Origin of the sequence: Paracidovorax sp. MALMAid1276, assembly GCF_049198005.1 — a bacterium.
Taxonomy (GTDB): Bacteria; Pseudomonadota; Gammaproteobacteria; order Burkholderiales; family Burkholderiaceae_C; genus Acidovorax.
This window is the reverse complement of record NZ_JBMIRS010000175.1, coordinates 1-20,429: the sequence shown is the minus strand read 5'-3', so window position 1 is coordinate 20,429 and position 20,429 is coordinate 1. Positions and strand designations below refer to the sequence as shown.

Annotated in this window: 22 protein-coding genes; 19 read left to right on the top strand and 3 right to left on the bottom strand. The window is 64.3% G+C overall.

Annotation, left to right across the window (positions count from 1 at the left end):
* The first annotated feature begins 1 nt into the window (after position 1).
* The 12 genes from fliG to fliR all read left to right on the top strand — a co-directional run bounded on the left by fliG (position 2) and on the right by fliR (position 9,430).
* On the top strand, positions 2-997 hold the full coding sequence (gene fliG / locus ACOQFS_RS12160) for a flagellar motor switch protein FliG (protein ID WP_421563120.1): 996 nt from the start codon (positions 2-4) through the stop codon (positions 995-997).
* Entirely contained in the window at positions 981-1,709 is a 729-nt protein-coding gene (locus ACOQFS_RS12155; protein ID WP_421563119.1) for a FliH/SctL family protein, read from the top strand. The genes fliG and ACOQFS_RS12155 overlap by 17 nt, the downstream gene beginning before the upstream one ends.
* Entirely contained in the window at positions 1,699-3,093 is a 1,395-nt protein-coding gene (gene fliI / locus ACOQFS_RS12150) for a flagellar protein export ATPase FliI (protein WP_421563118.1), read from the top strand. Before ACOQFS_RS12155 ends, fliI begins: the two co-directional genes overlap by 11 nt.
* Before the next feature lie 26 nt (positions 3,094-3,119).
* Positions 3,120-3,584 (top strand): flagellar export protein FliJ, encoded by a 465-nt coding sequence (gene fliJ, locus ACOQFS_RS12145; protein WP_421563117.1) that lies wholly within the window; start codon positions 3,120-3,122, stop codon positions 3,582-3,584.
* 2 nt (positions 3,585-3,586) lie between these two features.
* On the top strand, positions 3,587-4,930 hold the full coding sequence (locus tag ACOQFS_RS12140; RefSeq protein WP_421563116.1) for a flagellar hook-length control protein FliK: 1,344 nt from the start codon (positions 3,587-3,589) through the stop codon (positions 4,928-4,930).
* Between the two features lie 201 nt (positions 4,931-5,131).
* Positions 5,132-5,713, top strand: a complete 582-nt coding sequence (locus ACOQFS_RS12135; protein ID WP_421563115.1) for a flagellar basal body-associated FliL family protein — start codon at positions 5,132-5,134, stop codon at positions 5,711-5,713.
* Positions 5,714-5,731: 18 nt separating this feature from the next.
* A complete protein-coding gene (fliM, locus tag ACOQFS_RS12130; protein ID WP_421563114.1) occupies positions 5,732-6,736 on the top strand; it encodes a flagellar motor switch protein FliM in 1,005 nt (334 codons plus the stop codon).
* Positions 6,726-7,178 carry a flagellar motor switch protein FliN gene (gene fliN, locus ACOQFS_RS12125; RefSeq protein WP_421563113.1) on the top strand — a complete coding sequence of 151 codons (453 nt, stop codon included), beginning with the start codon at positions 6,726-6,728 and terminating at the stop codon, positions 7,176-7,178. The genes fliM and fliN overlap by 11 nt, the downstream gene beginning before the upstream one ends.
* Before the next feature lie 7 nt (positions 7,179-7,185).
* Complete coding sequence (locus ACOQFS_RS12120) at positions 7,186-7,560, top strand: FliO/MopB family protein (protein ID WP_421563112.1); 375 nt, start codon at positions 7,186-7,188, stop codon at positions 7,558-7,560.
* Positions 7,553-8,332 carry a flagellar type III secretion system pore protein FliP gene (gene fliP / locus ACOQFS_RS12115; RefSeq protein WP_421563111.1) on the top strand — a complete coding sequence of 260 codons (780 nt, stop codon included), beginning with the start codon at positions 7,553-7,555 and terminating at the stop codon, positions 8,330-8,332. The genes ACOQFS_RS12120 and fliP overlap by 8 nt, the downstream gene beginning before the upstream one ends.
* Positions 8,333-8,344: 12 nt before the next feature.
* Entirely contained in the window at positions 8,345-8,614 is a 270-nt protein-coding gene (gene fliQ / locus ACOQFS_RS12110) for a flagellar biosynthesis protein FliQ (RefSeq protein WP_421563110.1), read from the top strand.
* Between the two features lie 45 nt (positions 8,615-8,659).
* Positions 8,660-9,430, top strand: a complete 771-nt coding sequence (fliR, locus tag ACOQFS_RS12105; RefSeq protein ID WP_421563109.1) for a flagellar biosynthetic protein FliR — start codon at positions 8,660-8,662, stop codon at positions 9,428-9,430.
* A 103-nt stretch (positions 9,431-9,533) separates the two neighbouring features.
* Here fliR and ACOQFS_RS12100 read toward each other — a convergent pair whose 3' ends face one another.
* Both ACOQFS_RS12100 and ACOQFS_RS12095 read right to left on the bottom strand, forming a co-directional pair.
* Entirely contained in the window at positions 9,534-10,163 is a 630-nt protein-coding gene (locus ACOQFS_RS12100) for a response regulator (RefSeq protein ID WP_421563108.1), read from the bottom strand.
* The gene (locus ACOQFS_RS12095) at positions 10,160-11,275 is read right to left on the bottom strand and encodes an ATP-binding protein (RefSeq protein WP_421563107.1); all 1,116 of its coding nucleotides are present in this window, start codon (positions 11,273-11,275) and stop codon (positions 10,160-10,162) included. The genes ACOQFS_RS12100 and ACOQFS_RS12095 overlap by 4 nt, the downstream gene beginning before the upstream one ends.
* Before the next feature lie 185 nt (positions 11,276-11,460).
* On the opposite strand from ACOQFS_RS12095, the gene ACOQFS_RS12090 reads away from it, so the two are divergent.
* The 7 genes from ACOQFS_RS12090 to ACOQFS_RS12060 all read left to right on the top strand — a co-directional run bounded on the left by ACOQFS_RS12090 (position 11,461) and on the right by ACOQFS_RS12060 (position 17,975).
* Positions 11,461-11,907, top strand: a complete 447-nt coding sequence (locus ACOQFS_RS12090) for a hypothetical protein (protein ID WP_421563106.1) — start codon at positions 11,461-11,463, stop codon at positions 11,905-11,907.
* A gap of 50 nt (positions 11,908-11,957) precedes the next feature.
* Positions 11,958-12,320, top strand: coding sequence for a response regulator (locus ACOQFS_RS12085; protein ID WP_421563105.1), 363 nt, complete (start codon positions 11,958-11,960; stop codon positions 12,318-12,320).
* 40 nt (positions 12,321-12,360) lie between these two features.
* Positions 12,361-14,517 carry a chemotaxis protein CheW gene (locus ACOQFS_RS12080; RefSeq protein WP_421563104.1) on the top strand — a complete coding sequence of 719 codons (2,157 nt, stop codon included), beginning with the start codon at positions 12,361-12,363 and terminating at the stop codon, positions 14,515-14,517.
* A gap of 54 nt (positions 14,518-14,571) precedes the next feature.
* On the top strand, positions 14,572-15,060 hold the full coding sequence (locus ACOQFS_RS12075; protein WP_421563103.1) for a chemotaxis protein CheW: 489 nt from the start codon (positions 14,572-14,574) through the stop codon (positions 15,058-15,060).
* 113 nt (positions 15,061-15,173) lie between these two features.
* Positions 15,174-16,082, top strand: coding sequence for a CheR family methyltransferase (locus ACOQFS_RS12070; RefSeq protein ID WP_421563102.1), 909 nt, complete (start codon positions 15,174-15,176; stop codon positions 16,080-16,082).
* Positions 16,083-16,112: 30 nt separating this feature from the next.
* Positions 16,113-16,862, top strand: coding sequence for a chemoreceptor glutamine deamidase CheD (cheD, locus tag ACOQFS_RS12065; RefSeq protein ID WP_421563101.1), 750 nt, complete (start codon positions 16,113-16,115; stop codon positions 16,860-16,862).
* A 15-nt stretch (positions 16,863-16,877) separates the two neighbouring features.
* Positions 16,878-17,975 (top strand): protein-glutamate methylesterase/protein-glutamine glutaminase, encoded by a 1,098-nt coding sequence (locus ACOQFS_RS12060; protein ID WP_421563100.1) that lies wholly within the window; start codon positions 16,878-16,880, stop codon positions 17,973-17,975.
* A 109-nt stretch (positions 17,976-18,084) separates the two neighbouring features.
* Here ACOQFS_RS12060 and ACOQFS_RS12055 read toward each other — a convergent pair whose 3' ends face one another.
* Positions 18,085-19,983: an ATP-binding cassette domain-containing protein gene (locus tag ACOQFS_RS12055; protein ID WP_421563099.1), complete on the bottom strand. Its 1,899-nt coding sequence runs from the start codon at positions 19,981-19,983 to the stop codon at positions 18,085-18,087.
* Positions 19,984-20,429 lie beyond the last annotated feature (446 nt).

Below are 20,429 nucleotides of genomic sequence, written 5' to 3'. Positions count from 1 at the left end.
CATGGATGACCAAGGACTCAATGACGCAGCCATCATGCTGATGTCACTCGGCGAGGAAGAGGCTGCCGAGGTCTTCAAGCATTTCTCGCCCAAGGAGGTGCAGAAGCTGGGCGAAACCATCGCGCGCATGCGATCGGTCTCGCGCGAGAAGGTGGACCAGGTCATCAACAAGTTCTCCGACGCGGCTGCCGCGCAAAGCCTGCTGGTGTCCGACACGGGCAACTACGTGCGCGCCGTTCTCAAGCGTGCTCTGGGTGAGGACAAGGCGGGGCTGCTGATCGACCGCATTCTGCAGGGTGGCGACGTCTCGGGAATCGAAAGCCTGAAGTGGATGGACCCCCTGTCGGTGGCCGAACTGCTGCGCAACGAGCATCCACAGATCGTGGCCGCGATCCTCGTGCACCTCGATAGCGACCAGGCGTCGGGCATCCTGATGCACCTCACGGACCGCCAGCGCAGCGAGATCCTGCTGCGCGTGGCCACCCTGGAAGGCATTCAGCCCACGGCGCTCAAGGACCTCAACGAGGTTCTGTTCAAGGTGCTGGCGGGTGGCGACAAGATCCGCAAAAGCTCGCTGGGCGGTGTCAAGGCGGCGGCCGAAATCATCAACCTGCTGGGCGGCAACATGGATGCGGTGGTGCTCGAGTCGATCCGCGGTTACGACCCCGACCTGGCCCAGAAGATCATGGACAAGATGTTCGTGTTCGAAGACGTGCTCAAGCTCGACGACAAGGCCATCCAGACCGTGCTCAAGGAAGTGGCGTCCGAAACGCTCATCGTGGCGCTCAAGGGCGCAGTGCCCGATCTACGGGAAAAGTTTCTCTCGAACATGTCCTCCCGTGCGGCAGATGCGCTGCGCGAAGACCTGGAATCGCGCGGTCCCATGCGCCTGTCCGAGGTGGAAGCGCAGCAGAAGGAAATCCTCAAGACGGTGCGCCGCCTGTCCGACGAGGGCCAGATCGTGATCGGAGGCGGCGGTGATGATGCCTTCGTCTAACCAGCGCTCGTACTCGCGCTTCATTCCCAGCGAAGAGGTCGGCGACTTTACCCAGTGGAAGTTCCGCGCCGTGGATGGCTCCGAGCCCGAGCCAGACCCCGAGCCGGAGCCTGCCGAAGAGGCGCTGCCCATCGAGGTGGACGAGGCTGCCCAGCAGGCGCTGTTGCAGCAGGCGTGCGACGACGCCTATGCCGAGGGCTTTGCCCAGGGGCAGGCCGAGACCGCGCTGGAGTGGCAGCGCCGCATGGATGAATACATCGCCCGGCAGGGCCGTGAAGCCGCAGACCGCATGCAACAGCTGTTTCAGACGCTGGATGCCAGCCTGAACGACATGCAGCAGCAGATGGCCCAGCAGGTGCTGGAGCTGGCCTGTGACATCGCGCGGGATGTGGTGCGCCAGGAGCTGTCGGTCAACCCCAATGCGCTGCAGCCGGTGGTGCGCGAGGCCGTCGGCATGGTGGTGTCGGAGGGGCGGCCTGCCACCGTGCGGCTCCACCCCGCAGACCTGGAAGTGATGGAGCAGCCCCTGCGCGAGGACATGGACAACCCCTCGATTCAGTGGGTGGCCGATCCTTCGGTGCCCGAAGGCGGCTGTCTGGTCGACTCCGCAGGGATGGTGGTGGACGGAAGCCTCGACAAGCGGTGGCAGCGTGCCATTGCCGCCCTGGGCCTCCAGTCACCCTGGGACGTGGAGGACGGCGATGAGCGTTGAAGCCCCCACGGCGTGGAGCCGGTTCATGGAGGATGCGCGCGAGCGGATGGCCGAGCGCGCGCCCCTGGAGACCCGTGGCACGCTGACCCGCCTGACAGGGCTGGTGCTGGAGGCGGCGGGCATCCGCGTGCCCGTGGGCTCGCAGTGCCTGGTGCAAATGCCGGGGCACGACCCCGTCTTGTCCGAGGTGGTGGGATTCTCAGGGGACAAGGCTTTCCTGATGCCCGCTGGCGACATCCATGGCTTGTCCAGCGGCGCCAGCGTGGTCCCCGCTGCGCCCTATGTGCCGGTGCCCCGGCTTGGGGAAGAATCACGCCCTGTGCAGCGTGCCGGCGTGCTGCGGCTGCCGATGGGGGACGGACTCCTGGGTCGGGTGGTCGATGCGCAGGGGCTTGCGCTGGACCACGGAGGTCCGGTGCAGGATGTGGCTGCCGAGCCCATGGACCGTCGCCAGATCAACGCCATGGATCGCGACCCCGTGCGCGAGTCGCTGGACACCGGGGTGCGGGCGATCAACGCGCTGCTGACCGTGGGCCGCGGACAGCGCCTGGGGCTTTTTGCGGGCTCCGGCGTGGGCAAGAGCGTGCTGCTGGGCATGATGGCCCGATACACCCGTGCCGACGTGATCGTGGTGGGGCTCATTGGCGAACGGGGCCGCGAAGTCAAGGAGTTCGTGGAAGACATCCTGGGTGCCGAAGGGCGTGCCCGCTCGGTGGTGGTGGCCGCGCCGGCGGACGCGCCGCCCCTGCTGCGCATGCAGGGGGCGGCCTACGCCACCGCAGTGGCCGAGCATTTTCGCGACAAGGGCAAGCATGTGCTGCTGCTCATGGACTCGCTCACCCGCTACGCGATGGCGCAGCGCGAGATTGCGCTGGCCATCGGTGAGCCGCCGGCCACCAAGGGCTACCCGCCATCGTGCTTTGCCAAGTTGCCGCAACTGGTAGAGCGCAGTGGCAATGGTCTGCATGGCGTGGGCTCCATCACGGCTTTCTACACGGTGCTGTCGGAGGGCGACGACCAGCAGGACCCCATCGCGGACGCCGCGCGGGCCATTCTGGACGGGCACATCGTGCTGTCGCGCGCTTTGGCGGAAACCGGGCACTTCCCGGCGATCGACATCGAGCAGTCCGCCTCCCGGGTCATGCACAACGTGGTTCCACGGGCGCATTTCGAGCTTGCGCGACGCTTTCGCGCGGTGTACTCGCGGTATCAGAAGAGCCGAGACCTGGTGCAGGTTGGCGCGTACATGAGTGGCTCCGATCCCGCGCTGGACGAGGCCATCCGCCTGCAGCCGCAAATGGCCGAGTTTCTTCAGCAGGACATGTTCGAAGCCGCCACCATGGACCAGAGCGTTGCCGCCATGGGGGCAGCACTGTCGCATTAGCGGGTCACTGAATCGGAAGCAGCAACATGTCCAACCTCAACGCTCTCATGGTGGCCGTCGAAGTCGCCAGTCGCAAGCGCGATGACGCTCGCCGGGCCTTGCAAGACACGCAGGCGGCGCAGCAGGCCGCCCGCGACCAGCTCGACCAGTTGGAGGGCTATGCGCGCGAGACGGAAGGTCGATGGGGCACGCGGCCCGATACGGTGCGGCAGCCCGAGGTGATGTACCACCACTACCAGTTCATGGACCGGCTGGCCCACGCCGCCAGCCTGCAGGGGAACGTGGTGGGCGACCACGCCCACAGGGTGGAAGTGGCCCGACAGGCCTTGCTCGACGCCGAACTGCGCCTGGCCAGCCTGCGCAAGGTGCTGGAACGGCGGCGCCTGGAGCTGGCGCTGCAGCAACTGCGCAGAGAGCAAAAACAAACCGATGAACGGGCAGCCTTGCAGTACCGCAACACCCTGCAAAGCGCCGCCAGCCAGGAGCATTGAGCATGGAAAACACCAGAATATCCCCTTCCAACGGCCATGCACAGGCGCAGCAGACCGCTCGCAGTGCGCGGCCGGGCAGCGAAACATCGGCTGCAGGTGCAACGGCGGCGCCCGGCAGTTTTCTCGCGCTGCTGGCGGCGCTGGATGGCGCTGCCACTGGCGGTGTGGGCGAAGCCGTGGAGCAGCCCGGTGCGGCGCAGGTCATCACCGATGCGCCGACAGGCCTTGCCGCCCTTGCACCCGTCGACGAAGACCCGATGGGGCTGGATGCGGCCACCATGGCAGCCTTGCAAGGCCTGATGGCGCCGGCCGATGCGACCGTTCCCCAGCCTGTGTCTGCCGGCAACAGCCTCGCCGATGAGGGCGCGTCAGTTTCCCGGTGGTCCGGCGCGTTGGTGGGGGGGAATGGCCAGCAGCAGGGGCTGGTGGCCGAAACCGCGCAGCTGGACGGCGCTGCTGACGTGAAGGGCTTGGGCCCGTCAGCACCTGCGGCGGGCTATGGCCGCATTCTGTCTCGCATGCAGGCGGCGCTGGCGCCGCGTGCAGCGGGCGCTGTCGCGGGCCTGACCGATCCATCCACCATGCGTTCGGCATCGCCTGCATCCAGCCACCTGGGCGCTCTGTCCGCCCCTGCACTATCGCCTGCGAACATGGCGGGCGTCGTCGTCGATGGTTCCTCGTCGGCGGCGGTCCAGGCAGCAAGCGCCCATCCGGACCGCGCCCTCGGCACCGCACCCGGCACCATGCTGCCCGGAGACCTGGCGGCTGCACCCACCTCTGGCGTGGCAACAGCGCAGGGGAGCAGGCCACAGTCCGGGGGCGCGTTTGCTGACAACGGGGCGGGTGCAGGCGGCAGTGCCGCAGGCATGGAGCTGACCCGCACTCCCGAAGTGGAAGGCGTGGACGCAGCGGCCATGTTTGCCGACCCGTCCCAGGCCGCCGCAGAAGAGTCGGTGGCAGAGCAGGTGACGTACTGGGTCAACCAGAAAACGCAGAACGCTGAACTGACACTGCAGGAAGGCGGGCAGCCCGTGGAGGTGTCGGTGTCGTTGCAGGGTCATGAAGCCCATGTCTCCTTCCGCAGCGATCAGGCAGAAACGCGCGCGATGCTGGACCGGAGCATGGCCCAGCTGAGTGACCTGCTGCGCAGCGAAGGGCTGGTGCTGTCGGGCATGTCGGTGGGCACCTCCGCGCGCGATGCATCGGGGGCTGGGGATTCGGGGCAGCAGCGGCCCCGCGATGGGGGGCGTCAGGCCCGCGTCGCTGCGGCGGCGACAGACGGCGGCACGGCGCCTGCCCGTCGCGCCGGCGCCGTGCGGGACGGTGCGGTCGACATCTTTGTGTAGGGCCGTGGCCTGACGTGGTGCCCCCACCTTGACAGGGGTAATCGGCCTTGCAGGGAGGTTGCAAGCGCACGGAATGCCGTGGTTTAGGGCTTTTATTCTGGCTATTATTGGTTGCAACCGCGCCCAATAATGGAGCAACCGTCCTGGCCTGCGTGCTGTTCGCGCTAGCGGGACTGCTCTCTACTGCAAGGAATCCGCACCGTGTCAGCCAATACTCCCGCAGCGGCTCCGGCCAAAAGCAAAAAAATGCTTGTGATCATCATCGGCGTGGTGCTTTTGCTGGTGGTGGGGGGCGGCGGCGCGGCGTTTTTCATGATGCGCTCGCAGGGCGGCGATGAAGAAGGCGGCGCGCCGGCCGCTCGCAAGGAAGAGCCCAAGGTTGCACCCACGTTCCTGGCCATGGAAAACATGGTGGTCAACCTGGCGGATCCCGGGGGCGACCGCTTTGCGCAGATCGGCATCACGCTAGAACTGGCCGATGCAAAAACCTCCGAACAAGTCAAGCTGTACCTGCCCACCATTCGCAGCGGCATCCTGCTGCTGGTGTCGCAGCGCACTTCCGCCGAGTTGCTGCAGCGCGAAGGCAAGGAAAAACTGGCCAACGACATCCTGCGAGAGGTGTCGCGCCCACTGGGCTATTCGGTGCCGTCCGAACGTGCTCGGGCGCGCTCCCGCGCGGCCGCCGAGGAGGACGGGGAAGACGAAGATCGGCCTGCTCGCCGACGCGCGGAGCCGCGCAACCCGGTGTATCGCGTGCTCTTTTCCAGCTTCATCATCCAGTGACCCGGGCAAGGACCAGTCATGAGTGATTCATTTCTTTCGCAGGAAGAAGTTGATGCCCTTCTGGAGGGCGTCACGGGCGAGAGCCAGAAATCCGTCGAAGAAGTCGCTGAGGCGGGTTCGGTACGCGACTACGACATCTCTAGCCAGGAGCGCATCGTCCGCGGCCGCATGCCGACGATGGAGATCGTCAACGAGCGGTTTGCGCGCAATTTCCGCATCGGCCTGTTCAACTTCATCCGGCGCAGTCCCGAGATATCGGTAGGGACGGTGTCGGTCCAGCGCTACAGCGCCTTTCTGCGCGAGCTGGCAGTGCCGACCAATTTCAACATCGTGGCCATTCGCCCCCTGCGTGGCAGCGGCTTGATCGTGTGCGAGCCGTCGCTGGTCTTCGGCATCATCGATACCCTGTATGGTGGGGTTGGCAAGTTCCAGACCCGCATCGAGGGGCGGGATTTTTCACCCACCGAGCAGCGGGTGATCAACCGGCTGGTGGATGTGATCTGCTTTGAATACCGCAAGGCCTGGCAAGGCATCTATCCGCTGGAGCTGGAATACCAGCGCTCGGAAATGCAGCCGCAGTTCGCCAACATCGCGACGCCCAGCGAAATCGTGGTGTCAACCGCTTTCCAGCTGGAGATCGGCGACCTTTCGGGGGCCATCCACATCTGCATGCCCTACGCCACGCTGGAGCCGATTCGCGATGTCCTGTATTCGTCCACGCAGGGCGATTCCATCGAGGTGGACCGCCGCTGGGTGCGGGTGCTGACCCGCGAAATCCAGGCGGCCGAGGTGACGCTGGTCGCAGAGCTTGCACGCGCCGATGCCACGGTGGAGCAATTGCTGGCCATGAAGCCCGGTGATTTCATCGAGCTGGACCGAGAGCCGCGCATCAAGGCATCCATCGGAGGGGTTCCCATCTTCGAGTGCCAGTACGGAACCCACAATTCAAAATACGCCATTCGCATTGAAGAGTGCCTGCGCAACGCAGACATGAGCTGGCTTGGAGAGAAAGATGTCAACTGAAGAAGACAACAAGGACGCTGGCGCAGAGGACCCGTTTGCAGGCTGGGCCGAAGCGCTGGAAGAGCAGAAACGCACGGACGACAAGCCCGAATCGGCCGAGCAGGGCGGGCCGTTGTCCGGGGAGTCCGTGCGTCCCTTCTCCGCAGGGGGCGGCGGCGGTGGTGGCGATGGCACGGCCAACGACATCAACATGGTGCTCGACATCCCGGTTCAGCTTTCCGTGGAACTGGGGCGCACCAAGGTGCCGATCAAATACATCCTCCAGCTTGCGCAGGGCTCCGTCGTGGAACTCGACGCCCTGGCGGGCGAGCCCATGGACGTTCTGGTGAACGGCTACCTCATCGCGCAGGGCGAGGTGGTGGTGGTGAACGACAAGTTCGGTATTCGCCTCACTGACGTGGTGACACCCTCGGAACGATTGCGCCGGGTCAGCCGTGGATAACGGCAGCATGACCCAGACCCTGCTGGTGGTGGTGCTCTTTGTGGGCGCCATGGCCATGCTGCCGTGGCTGGTGCGAAGGCTGCAGCAGCGGCAGGGTGCTGCCGGCACCGCCGCGGCAGGTGCATCGCGCGTGCTCTCGGCGGTGGCCGTGGGGCCGCACCAGCGGGTGGTGACTGTGGAGGTGGGGCCCGAACATGCCCGCACCTTGCTGGTTTTGGGAGTGACGGCGCAGAACGTGAGCTGCCTGCACACCATGCCCGTTTCGTCAGCGCAGGGCAGCGGCAGTCCGGTGTCGGCGGGTGATTTGCCGCACCAGCCCTCGTCGTTCGCCCAAGAGATTGCGGCGGCCGTGGGCGGCCCCGGAAAGACACCCCATGGCTGAAGCGGTGCTGCGGCTGCGCTGGCCGCGAGCCAAGGCGTTCGCGCTCTGCCTTCTGGGCGTCTGGCTGGTGCCGCTGGCGGCCCTGGCGCAGCAGTCGGGTGCGACGCTGCCCCTGGTGGTGGGCAGTGGCCCGTCGGGCACGAGCTATTCGGTGCCCATCCAGACCTTGCTGTTCTTCACGGCGCTGTCATTTCTGCCCGCCGTGCTCCTCATGATGACCGGGTTCACGCGCATCGTCATCGTGCTGGCCCTGCTGCGGCAGGCACTGGGCACGCAGTCCGCGCCGCCCAACCAGGTCATCATCGGCTTGTCGCTGTTTCTCACGTTCTTCGTGATGGGCCCCACGCTGGACCGCGTGTACCAGGACGCGTACGTGCCCTACACCACCAACGCCATCACCTTTGAACAGGCGCTGGACCGGGCGGAGGCACCCATGCGCACCTTCATGCTCAAGCAGACGCGGCAGTCGGACTTTGCACTGTTCTCCCGCCTCGCCCGGCTCGACCCGGCCGTGACTGCCGAGACCGCGCCCCTGCGCGTCATCGTGCCGGCCTTTGTCACCAGCGAGCTGAAGTCTGCGTTTCAGATCGGCTTCATGATCTTCATTCCGTTTCTGGTCATCGACATGGTGGTGTCCAGCATCCTGATGTCGCTGGGCATGATGATGTTGTCGCCCGTGCTGGTGGCGCTGCCCTTCAAGCTGATGCTGTTTGTGCTGGCGGACGGCTGGAATCTGCTGATCGGCTCGTTGGCCGCCAGTTTTGTCCCCTGAAGGAGAACGCGCATGACCTCCCAGATGGTGCTGACGATGGGGCGCGATGCCCTGACGCTCTTGCTGATGATTGCCATGCCCGTGCTGGGCGTGGTGATGGCCGTGGGTTTGCTGGTGAGCATTTTTCAGGCGGTGACGCAGATTCATGAGGCCACGCTGGCCTTTGTGCCCAAGCTGATTGCAGCCATGGTGGTGTTTGCGATTGCCGGGCCCTGGATGCTGAGCACGCTGGTCGATTTCATCCGCCGAACCATCGAGTCCATTCCGTCGATGATGGGCTAGCCGCGTGCTCCTGCACCCCTCCTTCCTGCGCGTGGGACCGCCGGCGTGATCACGTTCTCCGAAGCCCAGCTCGTGGCCTGGATCTCGCCCATCCTCTGGCCGTTCCTGCGGGTGCTCGCCATGTTCTCGGTGGCGCCCATCTTCTCCATGCGGGTGGTGCCCATGCGGGTCAAGGTCGGCCTGGCGTTTCTGGTCGCGGTGTGCGCCCAGGGTGTGCTGGGCGAGCTGCCGGTGATCAGTGTGAACGACCGCGCGGCGCTGGCGGCAGTGACGCAGCAGGTGGTGGTGGGGCTCGCCATCGGGTTTTCGGTGCGCATCGTGTTCGCGGCTGTCGAAATGGCCGGCGAAGTGATCGGCCTGCAGATGGGGCTGAGCTTTGCGTCCTTCTTCGACCCCGCATCCAATGCCCAGCTCAGCGCCGTGGGGCGCTTCTTCGGTCACATGGCCCTGCTGCTCTTCGTCGTCATCAACGGCCACCTGATGATCCTGATGGCCGTGGTCAGGAGCTTTGACCGGTTTCCCGTGAACGGCAATTTCTTGGAGGCGCTGGGGCAGATGCGCCTGTACGAACTGGGGGCGTCGATCTTCTCCAGCGCGCTGTGGATCGCGCTGCCCATGATCGCGCTCCTGCTGTTCGTGAATCTGACCATGGGCATCATTTCCCGTGTCGCGCCGCAGATGAACATCTACGCCGTGGGCTTTCCCGTCACGCTCACCGTGGGCCTGCTGGGCATCGCCGCCACCTTGCCGATGCTGGAGCAGCCCGTGCTGGCCCTCATGCAGCGCTCCATCGACCTGTTTGGCGGAGGCCGGTGAGCCATTTGCTCTTAATTTGATAGTGGCTACCGCTTGATGGACAATCCCTGCAAGCATTTTTTCTTTGAAATCATTGGCAGATAACGGCTGTCTGCTATCAATTTCATACCAGCTGGTTGCGGATGGCGTAAACGGTCAACTCCGCGTTGTTCGAGAGCTTGAGCTTTTCGAGCACGCGCGCGCGGTAGACGCTCACGGTCTTGGGGCTCAGCATCAGTTCTTCGGCAATGTCGGAAAGTCTTCGGCCCGACGCGATCTTCACCAGTGTCTGGAGCTCGCGCTCCGACAGCGCTGCGTGTGGCGCCTCCGGCGTGGGTTGCGCCAGGCTGTCCGCCAGCATCTGGGCCACCTCGGCGGTCAGGTATTTCTTGCCTTGCATCACCGTGCGCACGGCCGAGACCAGCTCCACCGGATCCCCTGCCTTGTTGGCATAGCCCTGGGCCCCGGCCTTCAGGCAGCGCAGCGCGTACTGGTCCTCGGGGTACATGGACACGATCAGCACCTTGATGCTGGAGTGGGTTTCGCGCAGGCTCGTCAGCACCTCGATGCCGCTGCGGCCTGGCATGTTCAGGTCCAGCAGCAGCACGTCGCAGGCGGCTGTGCGCAGCACGGTGCGCAGCTCCGAGTAGCCGCCGGCCTCGCCCGTGACCTGGATGTCCGGGGCCTCCGCGAGGGTGTCGCGGATGCCGCGCCTCAGAACGGCGTGGTCGTCGCACAGGACCACATAAATCACTGAACATCTCCCGATGGGGTTGGCGATGGGGACGATGTTAGCGGCACCGACAGGATGACCGACGTGCCGTGGCCCGGTCGGCTGCTGATGTCCAGCCAGCCCCCTACGGTGCGGGCCCGTTCGTGCAGCCCCTTCAGTCCAAAGGCCTTGGGCTTGTCGCGCGCCTGCTGAAGGTCCATGCCCCGCCCGTTGTCGGTCACCTCCAGGGTCAGCACCTCCTCCTTGTCGGACAGGTCGATCTCCACTTTCGAGCATTGGGCATATTTGGAGATGTTCGTGAGCGCCTCCTGCGCGGTGCGATAGGCCACCAGCTGCACGTCCGCCGGTGTGTGCAGGGAGTCGCTGCTGGAGCGCACGCGGGCGGGCACGCCGGTGCGCCGCTCGAAACCGGCGGCCAGCCATTGCACGGCTGCCACCAGTCCCTGTTCCAGAATCGGCGGCCGCAGGTTCATCATGATGCGCTGGCTTGCGCCAATGGCGTGCTGCAGCATCTCGGCGGCCGACGCGGCGTGCGCCTGCATCTCGGGGTCACCGCTATGCCGCCCGATCCAGGCCACGTCGAAACGCACGGCGGTCAGTGCGCCGCCGATGTCGTCATGGATTTCCCGCGCGATGGAGGCGCGCTCCTGCTCGATCGACAGCTGCAGATGCTCGGTCAACTCGGCCAGCCGACGCTGCGAGGCCGCAAGCTCTGCGACGGCCTGATCGTGCGCGCGGCGCGCCTCGTGCACCTCGAGGGCCCGTGCCACCACATGGGGCAGCCTGGCCATGTCGTCCTTGAGCAGGTAGTCGGCGATGCCAAGGCGCATGACATCCACCGCAGCGGCTTCGCCGATGGCGCCCGACAACAGAATGAAGGGCGGGTGCTGCGGTTTTTGCGCCACATACGCCCACGCATCCAGTGCGGTAAAGCCGGGGAGCCGGTAATCTGCCAGGATGACGTCGAACGGTTGGGAGTCGGCCAGATGCTGGAACTTGGTCACCGAGTCGACCTGAACGATCTGGAAAACAAGCCCTGAGCGGCGCAGGGTTCGAGCCGCCAGATCATGGTCGGCCAGTGAATCTTCCAGATGCAGGATGTTCAGGGTCTGGTCCGGTGCCGTGGTGACCATAGGAGCGCTATCATAGGATACAAATTGGAACAAACAAGGGTGTTTTTCCGGTAGGGTTGGATTCAGCGTCGGGGTCCAATGAGCCTGGGCGCCCTGTTTCGCGCGATGGTTCGGGTGCTTTGGTGCAGGTGTCGTAGTCCTGTGTATTTGCGTGCTTTGCTGCTGTGTGCTGCGATGGAGAAACGATGCAATCTACGCTAACAACGTCTGGAGGGCCTGCTGTCCAGGTTCCCGTCATGGTGGCGGCGGAATTGCAGGACTCGCTGCTGGTGGTCATGCACGATCTTCACCGGCTCGAAGGATTGCTCAATCATGCAACAGACAATCTTCTGGAGCGTTTCGGCGAGGCCAATGCCGTCTTGACCGATGCGGTGGTGGCAGACACGCCGGAGCTTGTCGCCGCACGCGCAGCGCTGCGCAGCGCCGTGACGGAGCTGCAGTTCCAGGACATGGCCTCCCAGCTCATCTGGCACACCACCAAGGTTCTTCAAGGATGCGCGTTCCGGCTGGCCTCCGAAGCCATGGGCCAGGAGGAGGGTGAAGAGGCGGCGCCTTTTGCAGAAATGGCGCCAGACCGTCCCAATCCGGTGACGCAAAGCGAGATGGATGCAGGTTCGGTGGACCTGTTTTGACGATAAGACCCCTGGGTTAACCTATATATTCAAGTCAGTTGGAGCCTTACATGCAATCGATCCTTGCCGTAGATGATTCACCATCCATGCGAAAAATGGTGTCGTTCACCCTCACGGGTGCTGGCTACCACGTGGTGGAAGCTGTCGACGGCCAGGACGCCCTGGAAAAGGCGGAAACCCATGACATCGATCTGGTGCTCGCCGACCAGAATATGCCGCGCCTCGACGGCATCGGGCTGACCCGCAAGCTGCGCGAACATCCCAAATTCAAGACGGTTCCCATCCTGATTCTGACCACGGAATCCAGCGACCAGATGAAGCAGGCAGGGCGCACTGCGGGCGCCACAGGCTGGCTGGTCAAGCCTTTCGACCCCAATCGCCTGATCGAAGTCATCCAGAAAGTGATCCGTTAGGCCCGACGGACGCGCATCAGCCAGTACACAGGAGCCCACCATGGCGGAAACCTACCAAGAAGGATCAGGGGCCGGCGCAGACTTTGACCTGAGCCAGTTCTATCAGATCTTTTTCGAAGAAGCGGGCGAGAATCTCGACCAGATGGAGCAGATGCTGCTCGATCTGGATCTGACCAGTGCCGACGATGAAGAGCTCAATGGCATCTTCCGCTGCGCCCACTCGATCAAGGGTGGCTCCGCCACCTTCGGCTTCTCGGACGTGGCCGAGCTGACCCACCAGATGGAGTCGCTGCTGGACCGCCTGCGCCGCCACGAACTGCAGCCGATCCCGCAGATGGTGGATGTCCTGCTGGAGTCGGCGGACGCATCCCGCAGCCTGCTGGCGCGCCACCAGGCCGGCGGGCACGGAGAGGCCGTTTCCACCACGTCGCTGGTCCACCGCATCAGCGAGCTCGCCGCCGGGCGGGTGCCGAGCGAAGCGCCTGCCGCTGCGCCGCCTCCCCCGCCGCCCCCTGCTGCTGCGCCCGCGCAAGCGCCGGCAGCCGCCGCACCGGCACCAGCGCCGGCAGGCAAGCCGGCAGCCGCAGGGCAGCCGCGTCAGATCGAGATACAGGTCGGCCCGCTGGAGCGACTGGAGCAGGCGGACGCCATCAAGGAGCTGTTCCGCGACATTCCCGGTCTGGGCTCCATCCGCGACCTGCCGGCCAGCCAGCCGAACACCCGCCTCTTTGCGGTGGAGACTTCCTCCACCCAGGACGATCTTCTGGACCTGTTTGCCTTCCACGTCGCCAAGGAGCAAGTCCAGTTCCGCGACCCTTCCGCATCCGCCCCTCCCGATGACGTGCTGGCCGATGACGAGCCGACGCTGGTGGCCGAGGGTGGCAGCACCGAGACGCCCTACGGCTTCTTCAACGGCGCGCCTGGCGCACCCAACGCCGAAGGATCGCCCGGTGCCGCCACCGCACCGCAGCCCGTCAAGGCAGCCGCCAAGGCTGCTTCCGCCGAATCCAAGGGGGCTGTGCAGGCGCAGATGGAGTCCACCACCATCCGGGTGGACGTGAAGAAGGTCGACCAGCTGATCAACCTGGTGGGCGAGCTCGTCATCACCCAGGCCATGCTGGCGCAGAACAGCCGCGGGCTGGACGCGGGCGCTTACCAGCAACTGCTGGCGGGCCTCACCGACCTGGACCGCAACACGCGTGACTTGCAGGAATCGGTCATGTCGATCCGCATGATCCCGATGTCCATCGTGTTCAGCCGTTTCCCCCGCATGCTGCGCGATCTGGCCAACAAGCTCGGCAAGAAGGTCGAGTTGGTCACATTGGGCGAAGCCACGGAGCTGGACAAGGGGCTGGTGGAAAAGATCACCGACCCCCTCACCCACCTGGTGCGCAACAGCTGCGATCACGGTATCGAAATGCCTGCCGACCGCCTGGCCAAAGGCAAGTCCGAACAGGGCACCATCACGCTGTCTGCGTCGCACCAGGGCGGCTCCATCGTGATCGAAGTGCGCGATGACGGCCGTGGTCTTTCTCGCGAGAAGATTCTGAAGAAGGCACAGGAGCGTGGGCTCGATGTGTCCGAGCAGATGAGCGACGCCGACGTCTGGCAGCTGATCTTTGCTCCCGGTTTCTCCACGGCCGATGAGGTGACGGACGTCTCGGGCCGAGGCGTAGGCATGGACGTGGTCAAGCGCAACATCGCGGCTCTGAACGGCTCGGTGGAAATCGACTCCGCCGAGGGCTATGGCATGAAGGTGTCCGTGCGCCTGCCGCTCACGCTGGCCATCATGGACGGCATGTCGGTGGGCGTGGGCGATGAGGTCTACATCCTCCCGCTGTCGTCGGTGGTGGAGTCCTTCCAGGTCAACGCCAACGATGTCAGCACCGTCGCCCAGGGCTCACAGCTGGTCAAGGTGCGCGAAGAGTACATGCCGGTCATCGCGCTCGAGAAGATATTCCAGGTTCCGCGCTTCGACCTCAACAAGTCCAGCAACATCATGGTGGTGGTCGAGGCGGACGGCAGCCGCGTGGCACTGCTGGTTGACGAACTGCTGGGCCAGCACCAGGTGGTCGTGAAGAACCTGGAAACCAACTACCGCAAGGTGCCGAACGTGTCTGGCGCCACCATCCTGGGCGATGGAACGGTGGCGCTGATTCTGGACACGGGCGGCCTGGTGCGCCGAGCCCGCCACTAGAGCCAAGCACCGGCGCCCTGAAAGCGCCGCGTGGTCAAGAAAGGAGAATGCACCATGAGTGTGATGGGAAAAGCAACAGAAGCCGCACCGGCCGGCGCGCGTGAATACCTCACGTTCCGCCTCGACCAGGAAGAGTACGGCATTGATATCCTGAAGGTGCAGGAAATTCGCGGCTATGAGCCGCCCACCCGCATCGCCAATGCGCCTGAATTCATCAAGGGTGTGGTCAATCTGCGCGGCACCATCGTCCCGATCGTGGACATGCGCATCAAGTTCAACTGTGCGCAGGCCGACTACAACAGCTTCACGGTGGTGATCATCCTCAACCTGCGCAACCGGGTGGTGGGCATCGTGGTGGATTCCGTGAGCGACGTGATGGAGCTGACGCCGGAGAGCATTCGTCCCTCGCCGGATATCGAGAGCGCCATCGACAACAGCTGCATCCTGGGGCTCGGTTCGGTGGGTGAGCGCATGCTGATCTTGCTGGACATCGAGAGTCTCATGTCGAGCCTGGACATGGGGCTGGTGACCGCCAGCGAGTGAGGCGCTGGCGCACCCCGAGGCCTGCCGCAAAGGCCTGGTGCACCAGCGTGGATCGCAAATCGCAAGCTTGAAGGCCTCCAGGAGCGAACAGGATTCCCTTTCGGACGATCAATATGGCCCTATCCCCCAGCGTCTCCTCTCCTGCCCGGCCTGCGGCGCCCCGGGTAGACCCGGCGTACAACGCGGCGGCGGCCGCGCCCTCGGGGCCGCTCGCACAGGGGCGGGAGTTCGTCTGGACCAACGCCGACTTCGCGCGCGTGCAAGCGCTGATCTACCAGCGGGCGGGCATAAGCCTGCACGATGGCAAGCACGCCATGGTTTACAGCCGGCTGTCGCGGCGGCTGCGCGACACGGGCCACACCAGCTTTCACGACTATCTGGGATGGCTGGAAACGCACGATGGCCCCGAATGGCAGGAGTTCGTGAATGCGCTGACGACGAACCTCACGGCGTTTTTTCGCGAACAACACCATTTCGAGATCTTCGCCTCGCACCTGCGCTCAAAACCATCTGCCAACTGGCGTGTCTGGTGTAACGCCGCGTCCACGGGGGAAGAGCCCTACTCCATCGTGATGACGGCCTTTGAAGCGCTCGGCGCCAATGCGTCGTTCAAGCTGACGGCAAGCGACATCGATTCACGCGTGCTGGCCACCGCATCGCAGGGGGTCTATCGGCTGGACAGCCTCAAGGGCCTGAGTCCGGAACGCCTGCAGAAATTCTTTTTGCGCGGCAAGGGTGGCAATGTGGGCATGGTGCGCGCCAAGCCCGAATTGCGGCGCGTGATCGATTTCATGAGCGTCAATCTGATCCGTGACGACTGGCCCTTCAAGGAGCCCTTTGACGTGGTGTTCTGCCGCAACGTCATGATCTACTTCGACGCGCCCACGCAGAGGCGGGTGCTGGAAAGAATCCACCGTGTGCTCAAGCCCGGGGGCATGCTTTTTGTGGGACATGCCGAGAATTTCAGCGAGTCCCGCGACCTCTTCACCTTGCGCGGCAAGACGGTGTACGAGCGCCGTTGACCTGTCCATGTTGTCCAGCCGTACGCATCCATGACCAACATCCCAACAGGCGCATCCCCTTCCACGTTTGCCGGTGCACCCGGAGCGCCCGAGCGCCGCAGGGCGCCCCGCATCGCCCCGCTGAGTGCAGACATTTACGCCGCAGGGGCAGGCCCGGCGCGCGAGTCTTCGCTGCAGGAATTGAAAGCGCGCACCCGCAAGCCGGGGGAAGCGTCGTTCTTCTACATGGACCACCACTTCCAGCACAACTCCGTCAAGGTTTTGCCGGGGGAGTATTTCGTGGCGGATGAAAGCCTGGTGATCATGACCGTGCTGGGTTCGTGCATCGCCGCCTGCCTGTGGGACAGCCGCGCGCGCGTGGGGGGCATGAATCACTTCATGCTGCCCGATGGAGATCTGGCCGATGCGTCCGGGCGCTATGGCTCGTACGCCATGGAGTTGCTCATCAATGAGATGCTCAAGCTTGGCGCCCGGCGCGAAACCATGCAGGCCAAGATCTTTGGCGGTGCGCAGGTCATGCACAACTTCACGACCATGAACGTGGGCGAGCGCAACACCAATTTCGTGCTGAACTACCTCCATACGGAGCGTATTCCCATCGTCTCCGAAGATGTGCTGGACATCTATCCGCGCAAGGTGGTGTTCTTCCCCGTCACGGGCAAGGCCATGGTCAAGCGACTGGCCCACGCCCACCCCGAGGCGCTGGTCGCCCAGGAAGTTCGTGGCAATGCCGCCACCGTGGCGAAGAGCACGGCCGGTGGTTCTGTGGATCTGTTTTGAGGAAGGTTTGAGTTGATGAGCAGGAAGATCCGGGTGATCGTGGTGGACGATTCGGCATTGGTCCGAAGTCTGCTGTCAGAGATCATCAACCGGCAACGGGACATGGAGTGCATCGGCACGGCCAATGATCCCCTGGTGGCGCGCGAGATGATTCGCGAGCTCAACCCCGACGTCATCACCCTGGACGTGGAGATGCCACGCATGGACGGCATCGATTTCTTGGGGCGGCTCATGCGCCTGCGCCCCATGCCCGTGCTCATGATCTCCACGCTGACCGAACGCGGCGCCGAGGTGACCATGAAAGCCCTGGAGCTTGGCGCCGTGGATTTTGTGGCGAAGCCGCGCGTGGGCCTGGCCAGCGGCCTGAATGAACTGGCTTCGCACATCGTCGACAAGATCCGGGTGGCCGCGGTGGCGCAAGTGCGTCGGGCGCCTGCCCGCGATGCGGCGCCCTCCGGCCATGCTGGCGCTGGCGGATCTGCCGCGCCCGCGACCACGCTGCTCGGTCGGCTCTCCACGGAAAAGCTGATCTGCATCGGTGCCTCGACCGGTGGCACGGAAGCCATCAAGGAAGTGCTGGTGCAGATGCCAGCAGATTCTCCGGCCATCGTCATCACGCAGCACATGCCGCCAGGGTTCACCACCAGCTTCGCGGCTCGGCTCAACGGGTTGTGCCAGATCACGGTGAAGGAGGCCGCCAACGGCGAGCGCATCCTGCCCGGCCATGCCTATATTGCACCGGGGGGCACCCAGTTCCACGTGGCGCGCAGTGGTGCCAACTATGTCGCGGTGGTGGATGACGGCCCACCCGTGAACCGTCACAAGCCCTCGGTCGAGGTGCTGTTCAAGTCGGCTGCCGCAGTAGTGGGCCGCAACGCGTTCGGCATCATGCTCACAGGCATGGGCAACGATGGCGCCGCCGCCATGCGCGAAATGAAGGATGCCGGCAGCTACAACTATGTGCAGGACGAGGCCACCTGCATCGTGTTCGGCATGCCGCGCGAGGCCATTGCCCATGGCGCCGCCGACGAGGTGTTGCCGCTCGGACAAATTGCTCCGGCGCTCATCAACCGGCTGCGCAGCTCCACCGACCGGCTGCACCACCGCATCTGAGCCCGCCGCACCCGGTCGCTGATGCGGCTGCACAGCGCAGCCTTGCCGCTCGTCGCTGTGAAGCATTTCTGCAGTGGGCGGCAGCCAGCGTGCCGCATGCATCGCGCGCTCAGGCTGACAGGGCGGTCCACCGCTCCAGCGCCGACATCAGTTCGTCTTCAATGGAGGCACTGCGCGTGCTCATGGCTGCGGCGCGGGCGGGGTCGGTGCTGTACAGGGTGCCGTCCGCGAGCGCCGCCTGTAGTTCCTGCTGTTCGGCCTCCAGGCCTGCGATCAGATCCGGAAGCTGCTCCAGTTCCCGTTGTTCCTTGTAGCTAAGCTTCTTTTTTGATAGCTGCTCAGGCTTGCTGGATAAGCGCTGAGTGGCATTTTCATTCAAATTTTCTGACGCTGCCTTCGCGGGTGCGGCGTTGGACGCTGCCAATGACCGGCTGCGTTTGGACTGCACAAGCCAATCCAGCACGCCGCCTTCGTATTCACGCCACAGCCCCTCGCCCTCGAACGCAATGGTGCTGGTGACCACGTTGTCGAGAAAGGTGCGGTCGTGGCTGACCAGGAAGACCGAGCCTTCGTAGTTTTCAAGCAGCTCTTCCAGCAGATCCAGCGTATCGATGTCCAGGTCGTTCGTGGGCTCGTCCAGCACTAGAACGTTTGCCGGGCGAGCAAACAACCGCGCAAGCAGCAGTCGATTGCGTTCGCCCCCCGAGAGCGAGCGCACCGGCGAGTGGGCGCGCGCCGGTGAAAAGAGAAAGTCGCTGAGATAGCTCTTCACGTGCTTGCGCTGCGTGCCGATCTCGATCCATTCGCTGCCCGGACTGATGAAGTCCTCCAGCGTGGCGTCCAGATCGACCGCGTGCCGCATCTGATCAAAATAGGCCACCTGCAGATTGGCGCCCTGCCGAATGGTCCCGCTGTCCGGTGGCAGCTCACCCAGAATCATTTTCAGCAAGGTGGTCTTGCCGGCGCCGTTCGGACCGATGAGCCCCACCTTGTCGCCGCGAAGGATGGTTCCGGTGAAGTTGCGGACGATGGTCTTGCCGCCAAAGGCTTTGCTCACGCCTTCCAACTCGGCCACGATCTTTCCCTGATAGCCGTTCGACCCACCCGTGGCCACGTCCATGCGCACGCTGCCCACAACGTCGCGCCGGGCTGCCCGCCGTGCCCGCAACTGCTCCAGCCGCGTGATGCGGCTCTGGCTGCGTGTGCGCCGTGCCTCCACGCCCTTGCGAATCCAGATTTCTTCCTGCGCAAGCAGTTTGTCGGCCTTGGCCGCGATGACCGCCTCCTGGGCGAGCTGCTCCTCCTTTTGCAGAAGGTACTGCGCAAAGTTACCCGGGTAGGAGCGCAGCTTCCCCCGATCCAGCTCGACGATGCGGGTGGCAATGCGGTCCAGAAAGGCGCGGTCGTGCGTGATGGTGACGACGCTGCCGGGAAAGTCGATCAGCAGCTCTTCCAGCCATTCGATCGAATCCAGATCCAGATGGTTGGTGGGCTCGTCAAGCAGCAGCACATCGGGCCGTGCCACCAGTGCCTGGGCCAGCGCCACCCGCTTCTTGGTACCGCCCGACAGTGTGCCCACCGTGGCGTCAGGATTCAGGTGGAGGCGCTGAAGGGTCTCCTCGACGCGCTGCTCCCAGTTCCAGGCATCGTAGGCTTCAATTTCAGACTGAAGGGCGTCGAGATCCAGCCCCTCCGCTCCGGACAGGTATTGGTCACGGATGGCGATCACATGCTGCAGACCTTCAGAGGCGGCCTTGAAGATGGTGGCAGACGCATCCAGCGCGGGCTCCTGGGCCACGAACGCAATCCGCACTCCCTGCTGAACCTGCAGCGAGCCGTCGTCTGGCTTCGCCAGACCGCCCAGTATCTTCAACAACGAAGACTTGCCTGCTCCATTGCGCCCGATCAGGCCAACGCGCTCGGATGCCTCAAGAGAAAAGCCTGCGTGATCCAGCAGTGCGACATGCCCGAAAGCGAGTTGGGCGTCCAGTAAGGTGATAAGTGCCATGGGTGCGAATTATCGGCGCCGATGTTGCACCGACTGGGGCGGGGGAGGGGAAGATGTGATGCTGGAGTGTGGGCGGCAGACGGTACCGCAGCGAAACATGCGAAACCCGAGGAATGGGGCCGCTGCCGACAAGCGGAAGGTGGCCCCTGCCTGCAGTTGAAGGCAATGCGCAGGACGCCTTGCCGTTCGTAGCTGTAGATGCTCTTGCAGCGGCCCAAGCTCGTGCAAGCCCCTCACCGTTGCGTCCCCTGCATAGCGGCCCGCTGAAATTTCTCACATCTTCTTGATCCCGCTCTCAAAACGGTGCTATAGTCGAGGGCTTCGCTACACGGAGCGGCTCTTTCGGAGGGGTTGGCGGATAAGACTGCCGGCCATTGATGAATGGGTTGTGATGAGGTGTGGTGAGGGTTGAGAAGTTGGCGGGTTTGAGAAAGCGCAAAAACTTC

Coding starts and splice junctions, on each gene's coding strand:
- ACOQFS_RS12060 (WP_421563100.1), top strand. CDS start 16,878: ATGAGCAGGAAGATCCGGGTGATCGTGGTGGACGATTCGGCATTGGTC.
- fliQ (WP_421563110.1), top strand. CDS start 8,345: ATGACCTCCCAGATGGTGCTGACGATGGGGCGCGATGCCCTGACGCTC.
- ACOQFS_RS12055 (WP_421563099.1), bottom strand. CDS start 19,983: ATGGCACTTATCACCTTACTGGACGCCCAACTCGCTTTCGGGCATGTC.
- fliM (WP_421563114.1), top strand. CDS start 5,732: ATGAGTGATTCATTTCTTTCGCAGGAAGAAGTTGATGCCCTTCTGGAG.
- ACOQFS_RS12090 (WP_421563106.1), top strand. CDS start 11,461: ATGCAATCTACGCTAACAACGTCTGGAGGGCCTGCTGTCCAGGTTCCC.
- ACOQFS_RS12085 (WP_421563105.1), top strand. CDS start 11,958: ATGCAATCGATCCTTGCCGTAGATGATTCACCATCCATGCGAAAAATG.
- ACOQFS_RS12070 (WP_421563102.1), top strand. CDS start 15,174: ATGGCCCTATCCCCCAGCGTCTCCTCTCCTGCCCGGCCTGCGGCGCCC.
- fliP (WP_421563111.1), top strand. CDS start 7,553: ATGGCTGAAGCGGTGCTGCGGCTGCGCTGGCCGCGAGCCAAGGCGTTC.
- ACOQFS_RS12075 (WP_421563103.1), top strand. CDS start 14,572: ATGAGTGTGATGGGAAAAGCAACAGAAGCCGCACCGGCCGGCGCGCGT.
- cheD (WP_421563101.1), top strand. CDS start 16,113: ATGACCAACATCCCAACAGGCGCATCCCCTTCCACGTTTGCCGGTGCA.
- ACOQFS_RS12155 (WP_421563119.1), top strand. CDS start 981: ATGATGCCTTCGTCTAACCAGCGCTCGTACTCGCGCTTCATTCCCAGC.
- fliI (WP_421563118.1), top strand. CDS start 1,699: ATGAGCGTTGAAGCCCCCACGGCGTGGAGCCGGTTCATGGAGGATGCG.
- ACOQFS_RS12095 (WP_421563107.1), bottom strand. CDS start 11,275: ATGGTCACCACGGCACCGGACCAGACCCTGAACATCCTGCATCTGGAA.
- fliG (WP_421563120.1), top strand. CDS start 2: ATGGATGACCAAGGACTCAATGACGCAGCCATCATGCTGATGTCACTC.
- ACOQFS_RS12120 (WP_421563112.1), top strand. CDS start 7,186: ATGACCCAGACCCTGCTGGTGGTGGTGCTCTTTGTGGGCGCCATGGCC.
- ACOQFS_RS12140 (WP_421563116.1), top strand. CDS start 3,587: ATGGAAAACACCAGAATATCCCCTTCCAACGGCCATGCACAGGCGCAG.
- fliJ (WP_421563117.1), top strand. CDS start 3,120: ATGTCCAACCTCAACGCTCTCATGGTGGCCGTCGAAGTCGCCAGTCGC.
- fliN (WP_421563113.1), top strand. CDS start 6,726: ATGTCAACTGAAGAAGACAACAAGGACGCTGGCGCAGAGGACCCGTTT.
- ACOQFS_RS12080 (WP_421563104.1), top strand. CDS start 12,361: ATGGCGGAAACCTACCAAGAAGGATCAGGGGCCGGCGCAGACTTTGAC.